Here is a 17,731-nt window from a genome sequence, read left to right on the forward strand (position 1 = left end):
GGCCAGCGGCGATCACATCCCAGGACGGTGTTTCCAGCTTGAGCTTGACCCCTAGCCGTTGCGCCACGGCCTTGGCGACATCCACGTCAAACCCGTCCAGTTGGTTCTGATCATTGAGAAAGGAAAACGGCGGATAGCTCTCCATCAGCACGCCCGTCATCTCCCCTTTTTGGGTCACGCGATCCAGGGTGGGACCGGCAAAAGCCGTGGCACAGGTCGCAAGCAGTGCGAAGCCGAGAGGGAAGAGCGCCATAGTTTTCAAAGACCAATACTCCAATCATTTCAAAGTCATTTGAATAGATTAAAACGTACTATAAATCTCATTTGTACGTGTTTTATGGAATAAAAACCTCGCTTCGAGCTATATCGGGCACACACCGAAAGCCTCGCCAAACGGGCTTCCCACTTCGAGGCTTATCTGAGGGGTTAAACCAGACCGGGATGACCCTTTGCTTTGGCTTGTGACCGCGATATTCGCAACACGGATTCAACTTCCCTCGCGGTGCTATTGCATAACCGTCAAAGTCCGGTAGAACCTTGATGATCAGCGCAAGAACGTGCAGAGACTTGCCACCGATTTCGGCAATTGAAGGAAAATCATTATGGATATGGAAAAACTAAAGACGTTGTTGAAACCCTGGCTCTCGGCAGAGACATGGCACAGCGGGGATCCATTGGACGATCAACGCTTTCACCTGGCGTTAAAAAGCGCTTTCGATGAGTTCGGTGTACACATCAGTTCAGATGACTTTCAGCAGGCCATTGTGCTGTGCCTGCATGAGTACCGACCCAGGGATGTCACGTCATTTGAAAACGATGTCGAAGAGTTCGCGCAACGCGGCGAAGACATCGCCAGCTACCTGACCGACCTCAAGCCACATTGATTCTCCCGTCTGTTCACTGTGCCAGTCGCTCCCGGCACATCGCCGGGAGGTCACACCTCCAAGGCTCGGCGTGGGCAAATCGCTCATTGCCTTTTGTGAAAGCGCCGGCCACAAGCGTGGCATGCATGCCGTGCAGCTTTATACCAATGAGATGATGGCCGACAATCTGTTGGTCTACCCCAGACTTGGGTATGCAAACGTTGGGCAACGCACTGAAGACGGCTTCAAGCGCGTCTATTTCGAGAAGTTGCTCACGCCGCCAGACTTGATCTGATTTGTGCGGCAGCAAACGATCAGGGATTCAAATAACTGTTTCGCGGGACACTGACATTGGAATTAAGACAGCTGCGCTATTTCGTCAAAATCATCGAACATGGCAGTCTCGGGCGTGCGGCACTGGAACTGGACGTTGGGGTGTCAGCCCTCAGCCAGCAGATCTCAAAGCTCGAAAGCGAGCTGTGCACCCGCCTTCTTAATCGCACCACCACTGGCGTGACGCCGACAAGCGCCGGCCTTGGTTTTTTACACCACGCCCAACTGACACTGCGCCAAGCCGAAAACGCCATTATGGCGGCCCATCGCGGGCGAATGAGTGGCTACGTGAGCGTGGGCCTGCCACCCACCACCGCCACAGTGCTCGCCCTGCCGTTGATCAACGCAATGCGTGCCCGGTATCCAGACATACAACTGCACCTCGTAGAAATGCTCTCCGGGCACCTGGCTGCACAGCTCAACGCCAGACAAATTGACCTGGCCATTCTGTTCCAGCTCGAAGGCGGTAAACGCTGGAGCGTGACTCCCCTGCTGGACGAAAAGCTGTTTGTCATTGCCTCCCCCACTCTGCCCCAAGCGCCTTGTGGTGACAGCGTGCAGCTGGCAGACCTTGGTGGCTTGCCGCTGGTCATGCCCAGTGCGCAGCACGGTTTGCGTACGGCCTTGGTGAGCGCGTTCGAGCGGGTCGGTTTAACACCCAATGTCATCATGGAAGTGGACGGACTCGCCGTTCTGATGAACGCCGTCCGGGCCGGTCATGCTGCGACCATTCAACCGGGAGCCGCAGCGGCATTGAAAGACGAGTCCGGACTCTCACTGGTCAGAATTGCCGATCCCCATGTGGGACGACGCAACCTTCTGGCCACATTGGCTGACGACGAATTGTCGCCGGCTGCGCTGGCAACCCGGTTGGTCATGGTCGACGTAGCGCGGCAACTGGTTGTCGACAAACAGTGGCCGGGAGCAACGTGGATTGAGGAACAGGACGCTTAATCCCGGGTTCAGCCTCAAGTTGAGCGGTATCGTGTAAAGGCCAAGCCTTTAGCAAAACTAAACACCCCGCGTCAAAAGCAGCCTTTCGGCCCTCCCCCCCCCGCCTCTATCGTGCCCTCAACTCGCAAGGAGCACTTCGTTCCCGCCTCCTTGCAAATCGAGGAGCGATAATGATCGATGTTTTAATCGTGGGGGGTGGCAACGCAGCCTTGTGCGCCGCTCTAATGGCGCGAGAAGCTGGCGCCAGCGTGATGCTGCTGGAAGCCTCTGCGAAAATCTGGCGCGGGGGTAACTCACAACACACCCGCAACTTGCGCTGCATGCACGATGAGCCGCAGGACGTGCTGATCGATGCCTACCCGGAAGAAGAGTACTGGCAAGATCTTTTGAAAGTCACCGGCGGTATTACGGATGAGAAACTCGCGCGCATCGCTATCCGCGCATCGTCCACCTGTCGCGACTGGATGCGCGCTCACGGCGTGCATTTTCAGCCCCCATTGTCTGGCGCACTGCATGTGGCGCGTACCAATGCTTTTTTCATGGGTGGCGGCAAAGCATTGATCAATGCGTACTACCGCAGTGCCGAACGCCTGGGTGTAAAAATCCGCTACAACGCTCAAGTGACCGACATTGAGCTGGACGACGACAAGTTCGTCGCAGCCCACATTGGCGAGCACCTGGTTGATGGCCAGCCTATGGCGGCTGAACGCATTGAAGCCCGGGCGTGCGTGTTGGCCAGCGGTGGTTTCGAGTCCAACCGTGAGTGGCTCCGCGAAGCGTGGGGCCAGAACGAACGCGGTGAGTGGCCGTCCGATAACTTCCTGATCCGTGGAACCCGATTCAATACCGGCGTTGTGCTCCGGCGCATGCTTGATCTGGGCGCTGATGTGATCGGCGATCCGACCCAGGCCCACATGGTAGCAATTGATGCCCGCGCGCCCCTGTACGACGGCGGCATCTGCACACGTATCGACTGCGTTTCGCTTGGGGTGGTAGTCAATCGTGATGGCGAACGCTTTTATGACGAGGGCGAGGATTTCTGGCCTAAGCGCTATGCGATCTGGGGGCGCCTGGTCGCCAGACAACCAGGCCAGCAGGCGTACTCGATCATCGATCAACAAGCCATCGGCCGCTTCATGCCGCCCGTATTCCCCGGGACCACAGCCAATACTCTGCAGGACCTGGCCCGCCAACTGAACCTGCCTCAAGAGCAATTCGTCAAGACCGTCGAGGACTACAACAACGCCTGTCGCGTCGGCACGTTCGACCACACCGCGCTGGACGACTGTCACACACAAGGGCTGACACCTGCCAAGACCCATTGGGCAAGGCCGCTGGTCAAACCACCTTTCTATGCCTACCCGCTGAAACCGGGTGTCACGTTCACCTACCTGGGCCTTGCAACCGACCACACCGCCGCCGTGCATTTCAACGGCAAGGCGAGCCCCAACCTGTTCGTAGCCGGAGAAATGATGGCCGGAAATGTTCTGGGCAAGGGATACACCGCCGGCATAGGCATGGCCATCGGCACTGCGTTCGGCCGTATTGCCGGTGTGCAAGCGGCGGCCTCGGTGGGCTTTGGCGCTTCATCTGCGAACACGGAGTCTCGACATGCAACTGTTTGATCCCAACGCGTCGGGCGAGCTGATACCGGCCCTGAACCTTGACGAAAGTGAAGTCCAGCGGCAGATGACCATCTGCAATGCCTGCCGTTACTGCGAAGGCTTCTGCGCGGTTTTTCCGGCAATGACACGGCGCCTGGAGTTCACTCAGGCGGATATTCATTACCTGGCAAACCTGTGCCACAACTGCGGCGCATGCCTGCACGCCTGCCAATACGCCGCCCCCCATGAGTTCGAGGTCAATGTCCCGAAAGCCATGGCCAAAGTGCGGCTTGATACCTACGCCGAATACGCGTGGCCACGGGCGATGGGCAAGTTGTATCAGCGCAACGGGTTGACACTGGCGCTGGCATCCGGAGCGGGCCTGGCACTGTTTTTATGCCTGACACTGATGATCATGGGCAACCTGTTCACCGCGATCCCTGGAGGCAACTTCTACGGGATTTTCCCGCACAACACCCTGGCGCTAATGTTTGGCGCAGTGTTCGGTTTTGCGGTACTTGCGCTGACCCTGGGAGTACGGCGCTTCTGGCACAACATCTCACCGCCTGCAGCCTCCCTGCCGTTAAAAACCTCAGCGGCGCTGGAGGCGACGGCCAACGTTGCTCAACTCAAATACCTGGACGGCGGTCATGGTCAGGGCTGCAACAACGCCGACGATACATTTACCTTATGGCGCCGCCGGTTTCACCACCTCACCTTCTACGGCTTCATGCTGTGCTTCGCAGCAACCGGTGTCGCCACGCTGTATCACTATCTGCTGAAGTGGTCGGCGCCTTACCCGGTGTTTAGCCTGCCCGTGATGCTGGGCATTGTCGGTGGCATTGGCCTGCTGATCGGTCCCGCAGGTCTCCTTTGGCTGAACCTGCGCCGCAACCCTGCCCACGGCGACGAGAAACAAAAACCCATGGACCTGGGCTTCATCGCCCTGCTGTTTCTGGTGAGCGCAAGCGGCCTGGCGCTCCTGGCGTTTCGCGAAACCAGCGCATTGGGCTTGATGCTGGCTATCCATCTCGGGCTGGTCATGGCGTTTTTCCTGACCATGCCCTACAGCAAGTTTGCCCATGGAGTCTTCCGCAGTGCAGCGCTGCTCAAACACGCCATCGAAAAGCGTCAACCCAACCCGATTAACGCCGGCAGCGACTGACGGTCAGGTCACTCATTCCAATAACAATAGTGAGCACAACGGTAGCCATGATGAAAACTACAACGACAACAACCCGCGCCAAGGGGTCAAAACTGGGCGCCATCTTGCGGGTCACCAGCGGCAACTTTCTTGAACAGTTCGACTTCTTCTTGTTCGGGTTTTATGCGACCTACATCTCCCGGACGTTCTTTCCTGCTACCAGCGAATTTGCCTCGCTCATGATGACCTTCGCCGTGTTCGGCTCAGGCTTCCTGATGCGTCCGCTGGGTGCGATTGTGTTGGGGTCTTACATCGACAAGGTGGGCCGTCGCAAAGGGCTCATCGTGACGCTGTCGATCATGGCGGCCGGTACTGTATTAATCGCCCTGGTACCGGGCTATGCCAGTATCGGCATAGCGGCTCCGATTCTGGTGTTGTTGGGCAGGCTGCTACAGGGCTTCTCCGCCGGCGCGGAAATGGGTGGTGTTTCTGTGTATCTCGCGGAAATAGCTACACCGGGGCGCACCGGTTTTTACACCAGTTGGCAATCCGCCAGTCAGCAAGTTGCAATCGTCGTCGCAGCTGCATTGGGCTACACGATCAACGCCACCTTGCAGGCCGCTGAAATCGCCGATTGGGGCTGGCGCATTCCGTTCTTTATTGGCTGCGTGATCATCCCGTTCATTTTCATTATTCGCCGCTCCCTGGAAGAAACCGAAGCCTTCACGGCACGCCACCATCGGCCAACAACCCGCGAGGTTTTTCGCTCGATGCGTGACAACTGGCGTACCGTTCTGGCAGGCGGCTTGCTGGCGTCCATGACCACAACCACGTTCTACCTGATCACGGTTTACACCCCAACGTTTGGCAGAACCGTACTGAACCTGAGCACCACTGACAGCCTGGTGGTGACTCTGCTGGTGGGCATCAGCAACTTTTTCTGGCTGCCTGTGGGCGGCGCACTCTCTGACCGTATCGGGCGTCGGCCTCTGTTGCTGGCGATTTCCTTGCTGTGCATCTTCACCGCCTACCCCGCCATGCACTGGCTGGCGCAAGCCGCCAGCTTCGAACGACTGCTTGCTGTTCTGCTGTACTTCTCATTCTTCTTCGGTATTTACAACGGCGCCATGGTCGCGGCACTGACCGAAGTGATGCCACAAAACGTACGTGTGGTCGGGTTCTCCCTGGCCTTCAGCCTGGCGACTGCGGTGTTTGGCGGTTTCACTCCGGCAATCTCGACCCTGCTTGTTCAGGCCACCGGGGATAAGGCTTCACCTGCGTACTGGTTGATGTTCGCGGCAGTGTGCGGATTTACAGCGACAACGATTCTTTATCGTCGGCAAAGATCGTTAGCGGTCAGCGTCGTTTAGCACCGGCTCGATGCGTGTCACTCATTCACAGCGGGAGCTGGGTCTGAGTGACATTGGGTCGGTTAGCACGTTTCGTTTCGGGCAGCCGCTTCTCCATCGGCTGATAGACCAACCCTGCGAGCGCCCCCACGCCCCCACGCCCCCTGCAAGTGTGAATCCGTAGCTTTCATAGGCGGTTATCGAAGACAGCGATGCATGGACGGTCACTGATTCACCTCTGGCCTGCTCCAGCGCCGCACTCATCCTGGGCAGTATCTACCTTGCCCTTGCGATTAACTCGCCTGCTCCAACGCTGAAAAAAGGCTTACATATTCCAATGAAAGCTTATGCCGTGGCGCCAAGTGAATCATGGGCACAGACGCCTCATGGGACTCACGCATTTTGATTGTGCTGCTCAAATAGTTGGGCAATACAGGCATACCCTCCGCTATCAATTCGTCGATAAGCTGGCGGTGCAAACTGGCGCGCCCTACAAACTGGTTGACCACCACGCCCTCGACGACCAACGATTCATTATGGTCAGCCTTCAATTCGGCCACTTGCGCGATGACGCTGTAAAGCGCCTGACGGGAAAATTTGTCGCAATCGAAGGGAATCAACACACGGTCGGCGGCGATCAGCGCACTGTATGAGTAGAAATTAAGCGTGGGCGGCGTATCGATATAAATACGCTCGTAATCCTGCGAAAGCTCGACCAACAAGCGGCGCAGTTTATTGACCTTGAATTTCGACTCGAGCTTTGACTGGAGCTCAGCAAGCTCACCATTAGCCGTGACCAAGTGCAGGTTGTCATAGTGCGTTTCAGTGATTGCGACTCGATTCTTTTTGCTGGCGGGGCCACTGGAGAGGGTTTGCTTGAAAAAGTCGGCAATCCCCATAGGGATATCATCACCTGAGAGCCCCGTCAGATAGTGGGTGGCATTAGCCTGATGATCGAGATCCACGAGGAGCGTGCGATAGCCTTCAGCAGCACTGACAGCTGCCAGATTGCAGGCAATGCTGGATTTGCCAACGCCCCCTTTCAGATTGAATACAGCGCGGCGCATAAGACAGATACCCTGAGAAAAACCTCCCCTGATAATAAGAATGAAATATTTCAGTAATGTTTCTACGCGACAAAATGTTTCAAGTTTAAGACAGGCCAGTTTCCATTGCCGGTTCAAGGGAAAGCCTCAGGCCAGAGCATGGCATGATTGAACAATCGGCGGGTTCATGGCAGCCAGGCGGGTGAGTCAGCGCGTACGCGCCAAGCCTTCCTGGATCAATCGCCGGGTGCGCGCTCAGCACCTTAGCGCTTGAACTCAACGCAAAACCCAGATCTGGATTGACGGGTTTTACCGATATTTTTTGGAACTTTTTTTGGACGGGTTACATCAAAGCGCCGTTCAATATTTTTATCTACGTCATGGAGACATTCTCGAATGCTTACTGCAAAACTGCTGCGTCACACCTGTGCCCTCGCGCTGTTCAGCGCACCATTGGCAGTGATGGCCGCCCCAAGCACCGACCCCCTCTTCACTATCGGCCTGCTGGGCTCCTACAGCGATTTCAAGTTTGAAGGCGGTCGCGAGTCCGACAAGGAGCATTTGGGCCAAGGCGGTGTGTTCGCTAACTTCGGCAACAAGATGACCGCCGAATCTGGTTTCATCTACCAGATCGGTGGTGAAGCCAAATACAGCAAAAAGAATGACAACAAGCTCAAGGAAGCCCAAGCCGACCTGGACCTGGGCTGGCGTGCCGCGCTGGATGCGCGCAACTTCGTTGACGTGATCGTGGGTGGCGGCTACAGCTGGACCCGTTTCGAGCCTGAGATCAACGATCTGGACACCAAGCTGACCCTCAAATCGCCGTTTGCCAAGGCAGCACTGGGTTACAACCACCAGTTCGACACCTCCACCCTGCGAGTTGAAGTGGGTGCCCGTCACTCCATGGGGGGGCGCGCACGCATTAAGGTCGACGACTTCGGCAGCGACAGCGTCGACATGAAAGACCGTACCAACCCGTACGCGGAAGTTTCGCTACTGATGAACCAGAACGGTGACATGCCGATCAACGCGGGCGTGTACTACACCCGTACCGAGTACAAGATCGACGAAGATTCGCCGGTGGCCGACAACACCAAACTCAAGCGTGACGAGTTCGGCGTGAAGGTCGGTCTGGCGTTCTGATTTTTATAGCAGGCCTCGTATCATCGGGGCCTGCACCCGCCCTCGCACTTTGGCACAGGCCTGACAGGTCAAAAGCGCGATCAGTCCCTGGTCGCCGTAGCCGATAATTCTTTGAGCATGCGCAGAGCCAACCGAGTTCTAGTGAGGCCATGAGCCACGCCGCCGGAACAGGTGGTGGCTTATGCTCTCTTGGCACTACGAGAAGTCGTTTTGCAAATCGCAGACAACAAAAAAGGGCCCACCTTTCGGTGAGCCCTTCTAGACCGCCCAGCAGAGCGGATTTTGTTTGGTAGGCGCGATTGGACTCGAACCAACGACCCCCACCATGTCAAGGTGGTGCTCTAACCAACTGAGCTACGTGCCTGCTGTGGGGTCGCATTCTATAGATTTGCGGAGGGGTGTCAACACCTTTTTTGCAGCTAACCCTATGAATAGTCGAATTTTTTATTTTCCCCACAAAAAAGCTCATCTGCCAGTGGCTGGCGGGGGGATTTCAACTCAGGTAGCATCGGTCGCACTCGTAAAAAATATAAAACAGAGGCTGCAGAATGTCGAACACTCCCTATCCCCAGTCCTACTATGCGGCTTCAGCTAATTCGACTCCTGAGCGCCCTGCCCTGCAGGGTGAGGTTGAGACGGATGTCTGTGTGATCGGCGCCGGCTACACCGGACTGTCGAGCGCGCTGTTTTTGCTGGAGGCCGGTTTCACGGTCACGGTACTGGAAGCCGCGAAGGTGGGGTTCGGCGCTTCGGGGCGTAATGGCGGCCAGATCGTTAACAGCTATAGCCGCGATATCGATGTGATCGAGCGCACGGTGGGTGCCAAGCAGGCGCAACTGCTGGGGGATATGGCCTTTGAGGGCGCCAAGATCATTCGTGAACGGGTGGCCAAGTATCAGATCCAGTGCGATTTGAAAGACGGTGGGGTGTTTGCTGCGATCACTGGCAAACAGATGGGCCACCTGGAAGCTCAGAAGAAGCTTTGGGAACGCTATGGCAACACGTCCTTGGAACTACTGGATCAGCGCCGGATCCGTGAAGTGGTTGCCTGTGACGAATATCAGGGCGGGCTGCTGGACATGAGTGGTGGGCATATCCACCCGCTCAACCTGGCACTGGGTGAGGCAGCCGCCGTCGAGTCACTGGGCGGCAAGATTTACGAGCAGTCACCTGCGATCCGTATTGAGCGCGGTGCCAACCCTGTGGTTCATACGCCTCAGGGTAAGGTCAGGGCCAAGTTCATCATCGTTGCGGGCAATGCTTATCTGGGCAACCTGGTGCCCGAGCTGGCCTCCAAATCCATGCCCTGCGGCACGCAGGTCATCACGACCGACCCCCTTAGCGAAGAGCTGGCCAAAACGCTGCTACCCCAGGACTATTGCGTCGAAGACTGTAATTACCTGCTCGACTACTATCGCCTGTCCGGTGACAAGCGACTGATCTTTGGTGGTGGCGTGGTGTATGGCGCGCGGGACCCGGCCAATATCGAGGCGATTATCCGGCCAAAAATGCTAAAGGCCTTCCCGCAGCTCAAGGATGTGAAGATTGATTACGCCTGGACGGGTAACTTCCTGCTGACATTGTCGCGCTTGCCTCAGGTCGGACGTATCGGTGACAACATCTATTACTCCCAAGGCTGCAGCGGTCACGGGGTGACTTACACCCATCTGGCCGGCAAAGTGCTGGCCGAAGCCCTGCGCGGTCAGGCTGAGCGCTTTGATGCCTTTGCCGACCTGCCTCATTACCCGTTCCCCGGAGGACAACTGCTACGTACACCGCTGACCGCTTTGGGTGCGTGGTACTACAGCCTGCGGGACAAGTTTGGTTTTTGACTGTCATTGAGTGCCTTCGCGAGCAGGCTCGCTCCCACTTCAACTTCGGCGCCCACAGAGTTCGAGCCGTGCTGGGATTATTGTGGGAGCGAGCCTGCTCGCGATGCATACCCGCGCAAATTATGGGCGGGACTCCAGGGTCTTGATGGCTCTGGCCCCTGCCTGTTCCTGACCGGAGCGGGACAGGTCATTGGCCACTTTCAACCAGCGGGCCTTGTCGACATTGGCCGGTAATTGTGTCGGCGACAGGATCAACACCGCCCAACCACCCGCATCCTTCCAGGCTGACTCGAACGTATCGAAGTCCATAAGGCGTCGCCGCTCCATGCCTGCCCGCAACAGCACCGTCCCCTTGGCGCGGTTGTACCCTACAAGCATCCCGTAGCGCGGTTCTGTCCAGAGTGTTCCGTCATTGAAGCGCAACATGACCGGATAACCTGCCGCCACTTGGGCCAATAATGCATGCAAGGACGTGTCCAGCGGGTAAACCATCAACCCATAGCCAGCCGCCAGTTGTTCTATGCTGCCTTGCAACGACGCCTCGGCCTCCGGCAGTTTCAGCGGCTTGACCAAAAGCCCCGGGGTGATTCTGATCCGTTGCTCGCCGAGCATGCCGGCCAATGTCTGCGGGGCACCTTGATTGGCATTACCGCGAAAAAAGGGCACGCCATTGAGCTCGACTCGCTCAGGCAAACGCCGAAACTCGGGCGATTCGACACTGGCACACCCTACAATCGCCAACGCTAACAACGCCGCCAGCCACTTTCGCGCTGATATCAATCCAGTTACAGCCTGCATATTCCCTCGCCTTGAATGAACGCCAGACCGTAAGGACTGCCATGGCCGACGATCATAGGGCGCCAATAAGGCGAGGTATAGCCTTAAGCCACAGCCCAATCGTCGAGATAGAGCAAATCTGTTAGTCCAACACGACCTTCGGTCAATAGACTGCAACACTGCACAGACTAGACTGTCCACTGCTTAGCGTGTGTTTGAGCCCGTAGGGGGCAAAGGAGGCACTGATGAGCCCGATACTCACTATTTTCCTGCTGATCACAGGCTGGCTGGCCGTTGCCGGTGCCATGCTCTGGGGCCTGATGCGCATCAGTCGCCATCACCACCCGCAGGTGCAGGCCAAACCGCTGGACACCCCTGAAAAACTGGTGGTTGGCGCAGCAAAAACCCATTAGCACCTACTCAAACAGGGGGAGCTAATGGGCTTTTGTACTTCAGAAACTCAACGCTACACGTTGAAATACTTGGATATCCGCGCTGCAAAAGTTATCGGCTGAATACTCGCTTTTGAACTCCAGCTTTTGAATCCCGCAAGTAATTGACTTAACGCTGCTCGGAAAGCTCTACGCGCCCATCACAACTCACAATAGCAATCATTTGTCTCGCGTCTGAAACGAAGGGCACAGACCACCAGTTGTTGTGACTGTCGTAAATTGCCTCACCGTCTGGCTGGTAATGCGCAATCCCACCCTCCCCCGGATTACGCTCTAAATGACCTTTGATGGAGTTGTCAAAAAAGATACGGTCTGCCTCTGGGCAGGAGACATCGGAGTTATCCCCACACCCTTGAACAAAGATCGTCATTATTAGTACAGCGACTCTGGAGGCGCTCATCCACAATCCTCCCATTTTATTTCCTGCCCTTTAATTTGATAGGTTGAGTGATGTGAAAGTTGAATACCCTTTGCTGGCTGGCTGAGCGCCGATAAAGGTAGCGCCTAACTGGAGAGCATCCGACATAATCAAACTCCTTAAATGCTAATGATTAGCATTTAAGGATCTGCACAGTACACAATCAAACCACCATTTAATACTGGATGTTTACACATCAGGTACATCAGCCCCCATACGGGTAGTCACAGCGGTCAACGTAATAAGTTACTAATAGCTTGTTATTACTTGACTCATTACATCCCCAAAACGCTTAGACGCACACGGCTCGATAAACACAAAACTGGAAAGCGGTTATATCGGATTGTGAGGCAGACCCAGGATTTGAAAGTTCCCACAAAAAAGCCGCCCACCCCATACAGGGTGGACGGCTTTTTAACAGCAATGTCCGCTTACTTCACCAGGGCAGCCTGACGTTTTTCTCGTACCCGCCGCGCCAGAATGTTGAGTGTTTCAACAGTGGCCGAGAATGCCATCGCCGCATACACATACCCTTTAGGTACATGGGCGCCAAAGCCTTCGGCGATCAGGGTCATGCCGATCATGATAAGGAAGGCCAGCGCCAGCATCACCACGGTCGGGTTGTCATTGATGAACTTGGCCAGAGGCTCCGAAGCCAGCAACATCACCAGCACTGCCACTACAACTGCAATCACCATGATCGGCAAGTGCTCGGTCATGCCTACGGCAGTAATAATGCTGTCGATGGAGAACACCAGGTCCAGCATCAAGATCTGCCCGATAGCCGCGGCAAAACCCAAAGTGACTTTCGAGGACACGCTCTCGGTTTTTTCTTCCGCCTGCGGAGTCATGCTGTGGTGGATTTCGCTGGTTGCTTTCCACACCAGGAACAAACCACCGGCAATCAGGATCATGTCCTTCCACGAGAAGGCCTTGCCCAGTACTTCAAACACTGGCGTAGTCAATTGAACGATGTAGGCAATGGTACCCAGCAAGCCCAGTCGCAGAATCAGTGCCATGCCAATCCCTATGCGACGGGCTTTGGTGCGGTACTGCTCTGGCAGTTTGTTGGTCAAAATCGAGATAAAGATCAGGTTATCGATGCCCAGCACGATTTCCATCACAATCAACGTGGCTAAAGCGACCCAGGCTGCGGGGCTGGCAGCCAGTTGTAAAAGATATTCCATAAGTGTGCTCGGACTCTGCAGTAAGACTGGTTAGATAGCTTTGGACGATTCTTCGTTTTCTTGCTCAGGCTTTTCTTTTTCAATCAGCCCACCCGTGGCATCACTGAGCGCTTGTTCAGCTGCTTTGTGGGTGTCATCAATTGCCTGTTTAGCGGATTCAGCAGTCTTGCTCAACATTTGTTGCGCCGCTTTTTCAGCCTGATCGCAACCGGTCATGAGCAACAAGCCTGCCGACAATAGTAGTGCAACACCTGATTTTTTAATGTTCATGATCTTTTTCCTCTCTAAACCGACGACCACCTGGGTGGCTTGCGCATGACGCGGGATTCTAGAGAATCAAACACTTCAGTAAAATTCGTATTTATAAGCGCTATACTTCGTTTTTTACGAAGTGTTGCAGCGCTGATGCTTAATTACCGTCAACTCCATTATTTCTGGGTCGTGGCCAAAACCGGCAGCATCGTTCGCGCCTGCGAGCAACTGAACCTCACCCCGCAAACCATCAGCGGGCAAATCAGCCTGCTGGAAGACACCTACGGCCTGCCCTTGTTTCAAAAGGTCGGGCGCCAACTTGAGCTCACAGAGACCGGGCGCCAGGTGTTGCCCTATGCCGAGCAGATCTTTCAAGTCGGTATCGAGCTGGAAAGCATGCTGCGCATGGCGCCCAAGGAGCAGCAGATTCTGTTTCGGGTAGGCGTGGCCGATGTGGTGCCCAAGTCGATCGTGTATCGCTTGATCGCTCCGACCATGGAACTGGATGAGCCGATCCGTATCACCTGTCGTGAAGACAAGCTGGACCGGCTCCTGGCAGACCTGGCCATTCAACGTCTGGATCTGGTGATTTCCGACAGCCCGATGCCCTCCCACCTCGACATCAAGGGCTTCAGTCAAAAACTGGGCGAGTGCGGCATCAGTTTTTTCGCCACCCCTGCCCTGGCCAAGCATTACTCAGAAAACTTTCCGCAGTGCCTGCAAGGCGCGCCACTCCTGATTCCTGGGCCCGAAACCGTGTTGCGTAGCCGCTTGCTGCGCTGGCTGGCCGAGCAGCAGATACAGCCGCGGATCGTCGGTGAGTTCGATGACAGTGCACTGATGCAGGCTTTTGGCCAATCCGGGATCGGCGTATTCATTGCCCCCAGCGTGATTGCCCAGGAAGTGATACGCCAGTTTGACGTTGAGTTGATCGGCCATACCGAGGCTGTGACCGAATCGTTTTACGCCATTACCGTCGAGCGAAAAATCCGCCACCCCGGCATCGTTGCCATCACCGAGGGGGCCCGACGCGAATTGTTTACCCCGCGCTGACGCAAACGGGGCGCACCTTTGCGGTCATCAGCAGCAGCGCCAGCAAAATCGAGATCAGGATAAACCCGGCAGCGGCAAACCCAAGGCTGCCCAAACCATAGTTATCTATCACCCGACCACCGACCATAGCCCCCAGGCCAATACCCAGGTTGGCCCCGGCGATATTCAACGACGCCGCAAATGCCGGGGCATGGGGCGCGACTTTCATCAAGCGCACGTGGCTGACCAGGAACATTGCCGCCTGACTCACGCCCCAAATGCCCATCGCCGCCGCCAGGGCCAGGGTTGAGTGAATGCTGGGCACCAAGGCCACCAGCCCCCCGATCATGAAGGCACAAAATACCATCGAGGCAATCAGCGGATGGCGATCGACCATGCGCCCGCCCAACGAGTTACCAATCAAACCGACCGCACCAAAGCCCATCAGGCACCAGCCCACCAACGTCCCGTCAAACCCCGCCAGCCGCTCAAGGATGTCCGCCAGATAGGTGTAAGCGGTGAACATGCCGCTGAACACCAGCACCGACAACACGATATGGCCGATCATCAAAGGGCTGCGCAACAAGCCGAATTGCGACCTGAGGGTGACGGTCTCTTTGACCACACGGGTGTTTGGCAGGTAAATCCACAGCAGCATGGCCTTGGCCAGCGCAACCACAGCCAGAATGGCGAAGGCACTACGCCAGCCCCATGCATCAGAGATCAAGGTGCCTACCGGAATGCCAAATACCGTCGCACAGACAATCCCGAACCCGATTTTGGCAATCGCGCGCCCGGCATAATCCGGACCTACGATATCCACTGCCGTTTCACTGGCCAGGGCCCAGAACACCGGCAAGCCCAGTGCCGGCAACAGCCGCGCAAAGGCCATCACCCAAATATTCGGCGCCAGCGCCGCCACGGTGTTGGCGAAGGCGAACATCAGCAAAATCGAGATAAACAGCGGCTTTCGCGGAAAACGTGCAAACCAGGCGGTCAAAAACGGGCCAAGGGCGGCCACCGTAAAGGCAAACAAGGTCACCAGCAGACCGGCCTGGGGCACGCTGACATCAAGGTCGCGGGCAATCGAAGGCAGCAGGCCGACGATCACAAACTCAGTAGTGAGCACAGTAAAGCCGGCCGCGGACAGCAGCAGGATGGGCAACAGCATGAATAACTCCAGAGACAACGAGACCAGCGAAAGCCAGAAAGGCACGCTGATTTGAAGAAAAGTAGGGGGATACGCAATGTTAACAGAATGATTCAACCCTAAGCCATGTTGCTCGGGACGCGTTCTATCGCCGATGTGGCAGATTGCCCCTGCGTAGGAAAGCACCTACATCTCTATGATAAAGTTAGCCTTCCCGCCGACTTGCGTCGATCAGCCCGCCCGTTTGCCGCTGATCGCCCCATGGTTTTTTCAACGCACCACCCAGAACAACTAGAGAAACCCTATGACTGATGCTCCACCTACCTTGCTGCAGAAGCTCAAGGGCACCAGCCTGGTGACCCAGATTGTGATCGGTCTGATCGCCGGCATTTTGTTGGCCTGGCTTGCGCCTTCCGCAGCGCTCTCGGTGTCCTTTATCGGCAAGGTGTTCGTCAGCGCCTTGAAAGCCGTTGCCCCCATCCTGGTGTTTGTTCTGGTCATGGCATCGATTGCCAACCACAAACACGGCCAGGAAACCCACATCCGACCCATCCTCGTTCTGTACCTGTTCGGTACTTTTGCCGCTGCGGTCGTGGCCGTTATCGCCAGCATGCTATTTCCGTCCAACCTGGTGCTGGCCACTGAAAACATCGCCATTGCCGCACCCGGCGGTATCAGCGAAGTGCTGCAAAGCCTGCTATTGAGCGTGGTAGACAACCCGGTCAACGCACTGATCAACGCCAACTTTATCGGCATTCTGGCGTGGGCTATCGGGATGGGGGTTGCCATTCGCCATGCGGGTGACACCACCCGTACCGTGCTCAGCGACCTGTCCAACGGCGTCACGCTGATCGTGCGCGTGGTGATTCGCTTTGCACCACTGGGCATCTTCGGACTGGTGGCTTCAACACTGGCGACCTCGGGTTTCGGCGCATTGCTGGGCTACCTGCACCTGCTGACGGTGCTGATTGGTTGCATGCTGTTTGTGGCGCTGGTGGTCAACCCGCTGATCGTGTTCTGGAAGCTGCGTCGCAATCCGTATCCGCTGGTATTCCTGTGCCTGCGCGAAAGCGGGATAACCGCCTTCTTCACTCGCAGTTCGGCCGCCAACATTCCGGTGAACATGGCGCTGAGCGAACGCCTGGGCCTGCACGAAGACACTTACTCGGTCTCCATCCCGCTGGGCGCAACCATCAACATGGCGGGCGCGGCGATCACCATTACGGTGCTGAGCCTGGCCGCAGTCCATACATTGGGCATTGAGGTCGATATTCCGACAGCCATCCTGCTCAGTGTCGTGGCAGCCATTTGCGCCTGTGGCGCATCGGGTGTTGCGGGAGGTTCGCTGCTGTTGATCCCGTTGGCGTGCAGCCTGTTCGGCATTCCAAGCGAGATTGCGATGCAAGTCGTGGCGGTGGGCTTCATCATCGGCATCCTGCAGGGTTCGGCAGAAACCGCGCTCAACTCGTCCACTGACGTACTGTTTACGGCTGCGGCCTGCATGGCCAAGGAAGACTCAACCCTGCAGCAGGGCTGAGTCAATCAGCAAAACCTGTGGGAGCCGGGCTTGCCCCGCCTCCACAGGTGATTTGCTTAGAACGCGCCCATGTAGTCGCGCTTGCCGACTTCAACGCCATTGTGGCGCAGGATCGCGTAAGCAGTGGTCACGTGGAAGAAGAACTGCGGCAGGCCGTAGGTCAGCAGGTAAGCCTGGCCGGTAAAGCGTTTTTCTTTCGGAGTGCCCTGACGGGTGATGATTTCGATGCCTTCCTTGCCGTCGATTTGCTCAGGCTTGATCCCGTCAACAAAGGCCAGCACCTTGCTGATCAGTGCTTGCAGGTCAGCAAAGGTCACTTCGCTGTCGTCGTACTTCGGCAATTCGATTTCAGCCAGACGGCCCGAAACACCCTTGGTGAAATCAACGGCGATTTGAACCTGACGCACCAGCGGGAACATGTCCGGCGCCAGACGCGCTTGCAAAAATACGCTTGGCTCGATGTTCTTGGCCGTCGCGTGAGCTTCAGCCTTGGTCAGAACACCGCTCAGGGCGTTGAGCATTTGCTTGAAGACAGGAACGGAAGCGGCGTACAGAGAGATAGTCATGAAAGTCTCGACAGTCTGTGGGCGGGATTGGATGTGCGGCGATTATAGACACGCCTGTAGTCATCTGGTGTATGAAGATCAACCATAAGGCA

General features: G+C 56.3%; 18 protein-coding genes and 1 tRNA gene. 11 read left to right on the forward strand and 8 right to left on the reverse strand.

From position 1 onward, the window contains the following. A partial coding sequence (locus tag TU76_RS20000; RefSeq protein WP_048352387.1) for a transporter substrate-binding domain-containing protein occupies positions 1-253 on the reverse strand: 253 nt, incomplete at its 3' end. 349 nt (positions 254-602) lie between these two features. Between TU76_RS20000 and TU76_RS20005 the strand changes: the two genes are divergently transcribed. From TU76_RS20005 to tcuC, 6 genes are all read left to right on the forward strand, one after another. Then, on the forward strand, positions 603-884 hold the full coding sequence (locus TU76_RS20005; protein ID WP_019825411.1) for a hypothetical protein: 282 nt from the start codon (positions 603-605) through the stop codon (positions 882-884). 70 nt (positions 885-954) lie between these two features. Next, a complete protein-coding gene (locus TU76_RS20010; protein WP_019825413.1) occupies positions 955-1,158 on the forward strand; it encodes a hypothetical protein in 204 nt (67 codons plus the stop codon). Positions 1,159-1,214: 56 nt separating this feature from the next. Then, positions 1,215-2,150: a LysR family transcriptional regulator gene (locus TU76_RS20015; protein ID WP_019825415.1), complete on the forward strand. Its 936-nt coding sequence runs from the start codon at positions 1,215-1,217 to the stop codon at positions 2,148-2,150. Positions 2,151-2,320: 170 nt separating this feature from the next. Then, positions 2,321-3,775, forward strand: coding sequence for an FAD-dependent tricarballylate dehydrogenase TcuA (gene tcuA / locus TU76_RS20020; protein ID WP_046809263.1), 1,455 nt, complete (start codon positions 2,321-2,323; stop codon positions 3,773-3,775). After that, positions 3,762-4,919, forward strand: coding sequence for a tricarballylate utilization 4Fe-4S protein TcuB (gene tcuB, locus TU76_RS20025; RefSeq protein WP_046809264.1), 1,158 nt, complete (start codon positions 3,762-3,764; stop codon positions 4,917-4,919). Before tcuA ends, tcuB begins: the two co-directional genes overlap by 14 nt. 47 nt (positions 4,920-4,966) lie before the next feature. Beyond that, positions 4,967-6,268 (forward strand): MFS transporter, encoded by a 1,302-nt coding sequence (gene tcuC, locus TU76_RS20030; protein WP_037032257.1) that lies wholly within the window; start codon positions 4,967-4,969, stop codon positions 6,266-6,268. 272 nt (positions 6,269-6,540) lie between these two features. Here tcuC and TU76_RS20035 read toward each other — a convergent pair whose 3' ends face one another. Beyond that, positions 6,541-7,314 (reverse strand): ParA family protein, encoded by a 774-nt coding sequence (locus TU76_RS20035; RefSeq protein WP_048352388.1) that lies wholly within the window; start codon positions 7,312-7,314, stop codon positions 6,541-6,543. Between the two features lie 375 nt (positions 7,315-7,689). Between TU76_RS20035 and TU76_RS20040 the strand changes: the two genes are divergently transcribed. Then, the gene (locus TU76_RS20040; protein ID WP_048352389.1) at positions 7,690-8,436 is read left to right on the forward strand and encodes an outer membrane beta-barrel protein; all 747 of its coding nucleotides are present in this window, start codon (positions 7,690-7,692) and stop codon (positions 8,434-8,436) included. A gap of 287 nt (positions 8,437-8,723) precedes the next feature. On the opposite strand, the gene TU76_RS20045 is transcribed toward TU76_RS20040, so the two are convergent. Continuing rightward, a tRNA-Val gene (locus TU76_RS20045) sits at positions 8,724-8,800 on the reverse strand. Between the two features lie 184 nt (positions 8,801-8,984). Between TU76_RS20045 and TU76_RS20050 the strand changes: the two genes are divergently transcribed. Beyond that, on the forward strand, positions 8,985-10,268 hold the full coding sequence (locus TU76_RS20050) for an NAD(P)/FAD-dependent oxidoreductase (protein WP_048352390.1): 1,284 nt from the start codon (positions 8,985-8,987) through the stop codon (positions 10,266-10,268). A 120-nt stretch (positions 10,269-10,388) separates the two neighbouring features. On the opposite strand, the gene TU76_RS20055 is transcribed toward TU76_RS20050, so the two are convergent. Further along, on the reverse strand, positions 10,389-11,066 hold the full coding sequence (locus TU76_RS20055; RefSeq protein WP_046809266.1) for a lipoprotein: 678 nt from the start codon (positions 11,064-11,066) through the stop codon (positions 10,389-10,391). Positions 11,067-11,290: 224 nt separating this feature from the next. On the opposite strand from TU76_RS20055, the gene TU76_RS25435 reads away from it, so the two are divergent. Further along, on the forward strand, positions 11,291-11,458 hold the full coding sequence (locus tag TU76_RS25435) for a hypothetical protein (protein WP_019826110.1): 168 nt from the start codon (positions 11,291-11,293) through the stop codon (positions 11,456-11,458). Between the two features lie 888 nt (positions 11,459-12,346). Here the strand turns inward: TU76_RS25435 and TU76_RS20065 are convergent. Further along, the gene (locus tag TU76_RS20065; RefSeq protein ID WP_019826113.1) at positions 12,347-13,102 is read right to left on the reverse strand and encodes a TerC family protein; all 756 of its coding nucleotides are present in this window, start codon (positions 13,100-13,102) and stop codon (positions 12,347-12,349) included. A 30-nt stretch (positions 13,103-13,132) separates the two neighbouring features. Continuing rightward, positions 13,133-13,372 carry a hypothetical protein gene (locus tag TU76_RS20070; RefSeq protein ID WP_046809267.1) on the reverse strand — a complete coding sequence of 80 codons (240 nt, stop codon included), beginning with the start codon at positions 13,370-13,372 and terminating at the stop codon, positions 13,133-13,135. 135 nt (positions 13,373-13,507) lie between these two features. Here TU76_RS20070 and nhaR point away from each other — a divergent pair, with 135 nt between their 5' ends. After that, on the forward strand, positions 13,508-14,407 hold the full coding sequence (gene nhaR, locus TU76_RS20075; RefSeq protein ID WP_019826115.1) for a transcriptional activator NhaR: 900 nt from the start codon (positions 13,508-13,510) through the stop codon (positions 14,405-14,407). On the opposite strand, the gene TU76_RS20080 is transcribed toward nhaR, so the two are convergent. Further along, positions 14,394-15,557, reverse strand: a complete 1,164-nt coding sequence (locus tag TU76_RS20080) for an MFS transporter (RefSeq protein ID WP_048352391.1) — start codon at positions 15,555-15,557, stop codon at positions 14,394-14,396. The genes nhaR and TU76_RS20080 overlap by 14 nt on opposite strands. 283 nt (positions 15,558-15,840) lie before the next feature. Between TU76_RS20080 and sstT the strand changes: the two genes are divergently transcribed. Next, on the forward strand, positions 15,841-17,073 hold the full coding sequence (gene sstT / locus TU76_RS20085) for a serine/threonine transporter SstT (protein ID WP_048352392.1): 1,233 nt from the start codon (positions 15,841-15,843) through the stop codon (positions 17,071-17,073). Positions 17,074-17,129: 56 nt separating this feature from the next. On the opposite strand, the gene TU76_RS20090 is transcribed toward sstT, so the two are convergent. Then, positions 17,130-17,639, reverse strand: a complete 510-nt coding sequence (locus tag TU76_RS20090; RefSeq protein WP_048352393.1) for a DUF1993 domain-containing protein — start codon at positions 17,637-17,639, stop codon at positions 17,130-17,132. Between the last annotated feature and the right edge of the window lie 92 nt (positions 17,640-17,731).

This window comes from Pseudomonas psychrophila (assembly GCF_001043005.1).
Lineage (GTDB): Bacteria > Pseudomonadota > Gammaproteobacteria > Pseudomonadales > Pseudomonadaceae > Aquipseudomonas > Aquipseudomonas psychrophila.

Excerpts from the sequence above, each read along its gene's own strand:
- nhaR (WP_019826115.1), top strand. The coding sequence starts at position 13,508 with ATGCTTAATTACCGTCAACTCCATTATTTCTGGGTCGTGGCCAAAACC.
- TU76_RS20065 (WP_019826113.1), bottom strand. The coding sequence starts at position 13,102 with ATGGAATATCTTTTACAACTGGCTGCCAGCCCCGCAGCCTGGGTCGCT.
- TU76_RS20040 (WP_048352389.1), top strand. The coding sequence starts at position 7,690 with ATGCTTACTGCAAAACTGCTGCGTCACACCTGTGCCCTCGCGCTGTTC.
- TU76_RS20080 (WP_048352391.1), bottom strand. The coding sequence starts at position 15,557 with ATGCTGTTGCCCATCCTGCTGCTGTCCGCGGCCGGCTTTACTGTGCTC.
- TU76_RS20070 (WP_046809267.1), bottom strand. The coding sequence starts at position 13,372 with ATGAACATTAAAAAATCAGGTGTTGCACTACTATTGTCGGCAGGCTTG.
- TU76_RS20055 (WP_046809266.1), bottom strand. The coding sequence starts at position 11,066 with ATGCAGGCTGTAACTGGATTGATATCAGCGCGAAAGTGGCTGGCGGCG.
- tcuC (WP_037032257.1), top strand. The coding sequence starts at position 4,967 with ATGATGAAAACTACAACGACAACAACCCGCGCCAAGGGGTCAAAACTG.
- TU76_RS20035 (WP_048352388.1), bottom strand. The coding sequence starts at position 7,314 with ATGCGCCGCGCTGTATTCAATCTGAAAGGGGGCGTTGGCAAATCCAGC.
- tcuB (WP_046809264.1), top strand. The coding sequence starts at position 3,762 with ATGCAACTGTTTGATCCCAACGCGTCGGGCGAGCTGATACCGGCCCTG.
- tcuA (WP_046809263.1), top strand. The coding sequence starts at position 2,321 with ATGATCGATGTTTTAATCGTGGGGGGTGGCAACGCAGCCTTGTGCGCC.
- sstT (WP_048352392.1), top strand. The coding sequence starts at position 15,841 with ATGACTGATGCTCCACCTACCTTGCTGCAGAAGCTCAAGGGCACCAGC.
- TU76_RS20090 (WP_048352393.1), bottom strand. The coding sequence starts at position 17,639 with ATGACTATCTCTCTGTACGCCGCTTCCGTTCCTGTCTTCAAGCAAATG.
- TU76_RS20050 (WP_048352390.1), top strand. The coding sequence starts at position 8,985 with ATGTCGAACACTCCCTATCCCCAGTCCTACTATGCGGCTTCAGCTAAT.
- TU76_RS20005 (WP_019825411.1), top strand. The coding sequence starts at position 603 with ATGGATATGGAAAAACTAAAGACGTTGTTGAAACCCTGGCTCTCGGCA.
- TU76_RS25435 (WP_019826110.1), top strand. The coding sequence starts at position 11,291 with ATGAGCCCGATACTCACTATTTTCCTGCTGATCACAGGCTGGCTGGCC.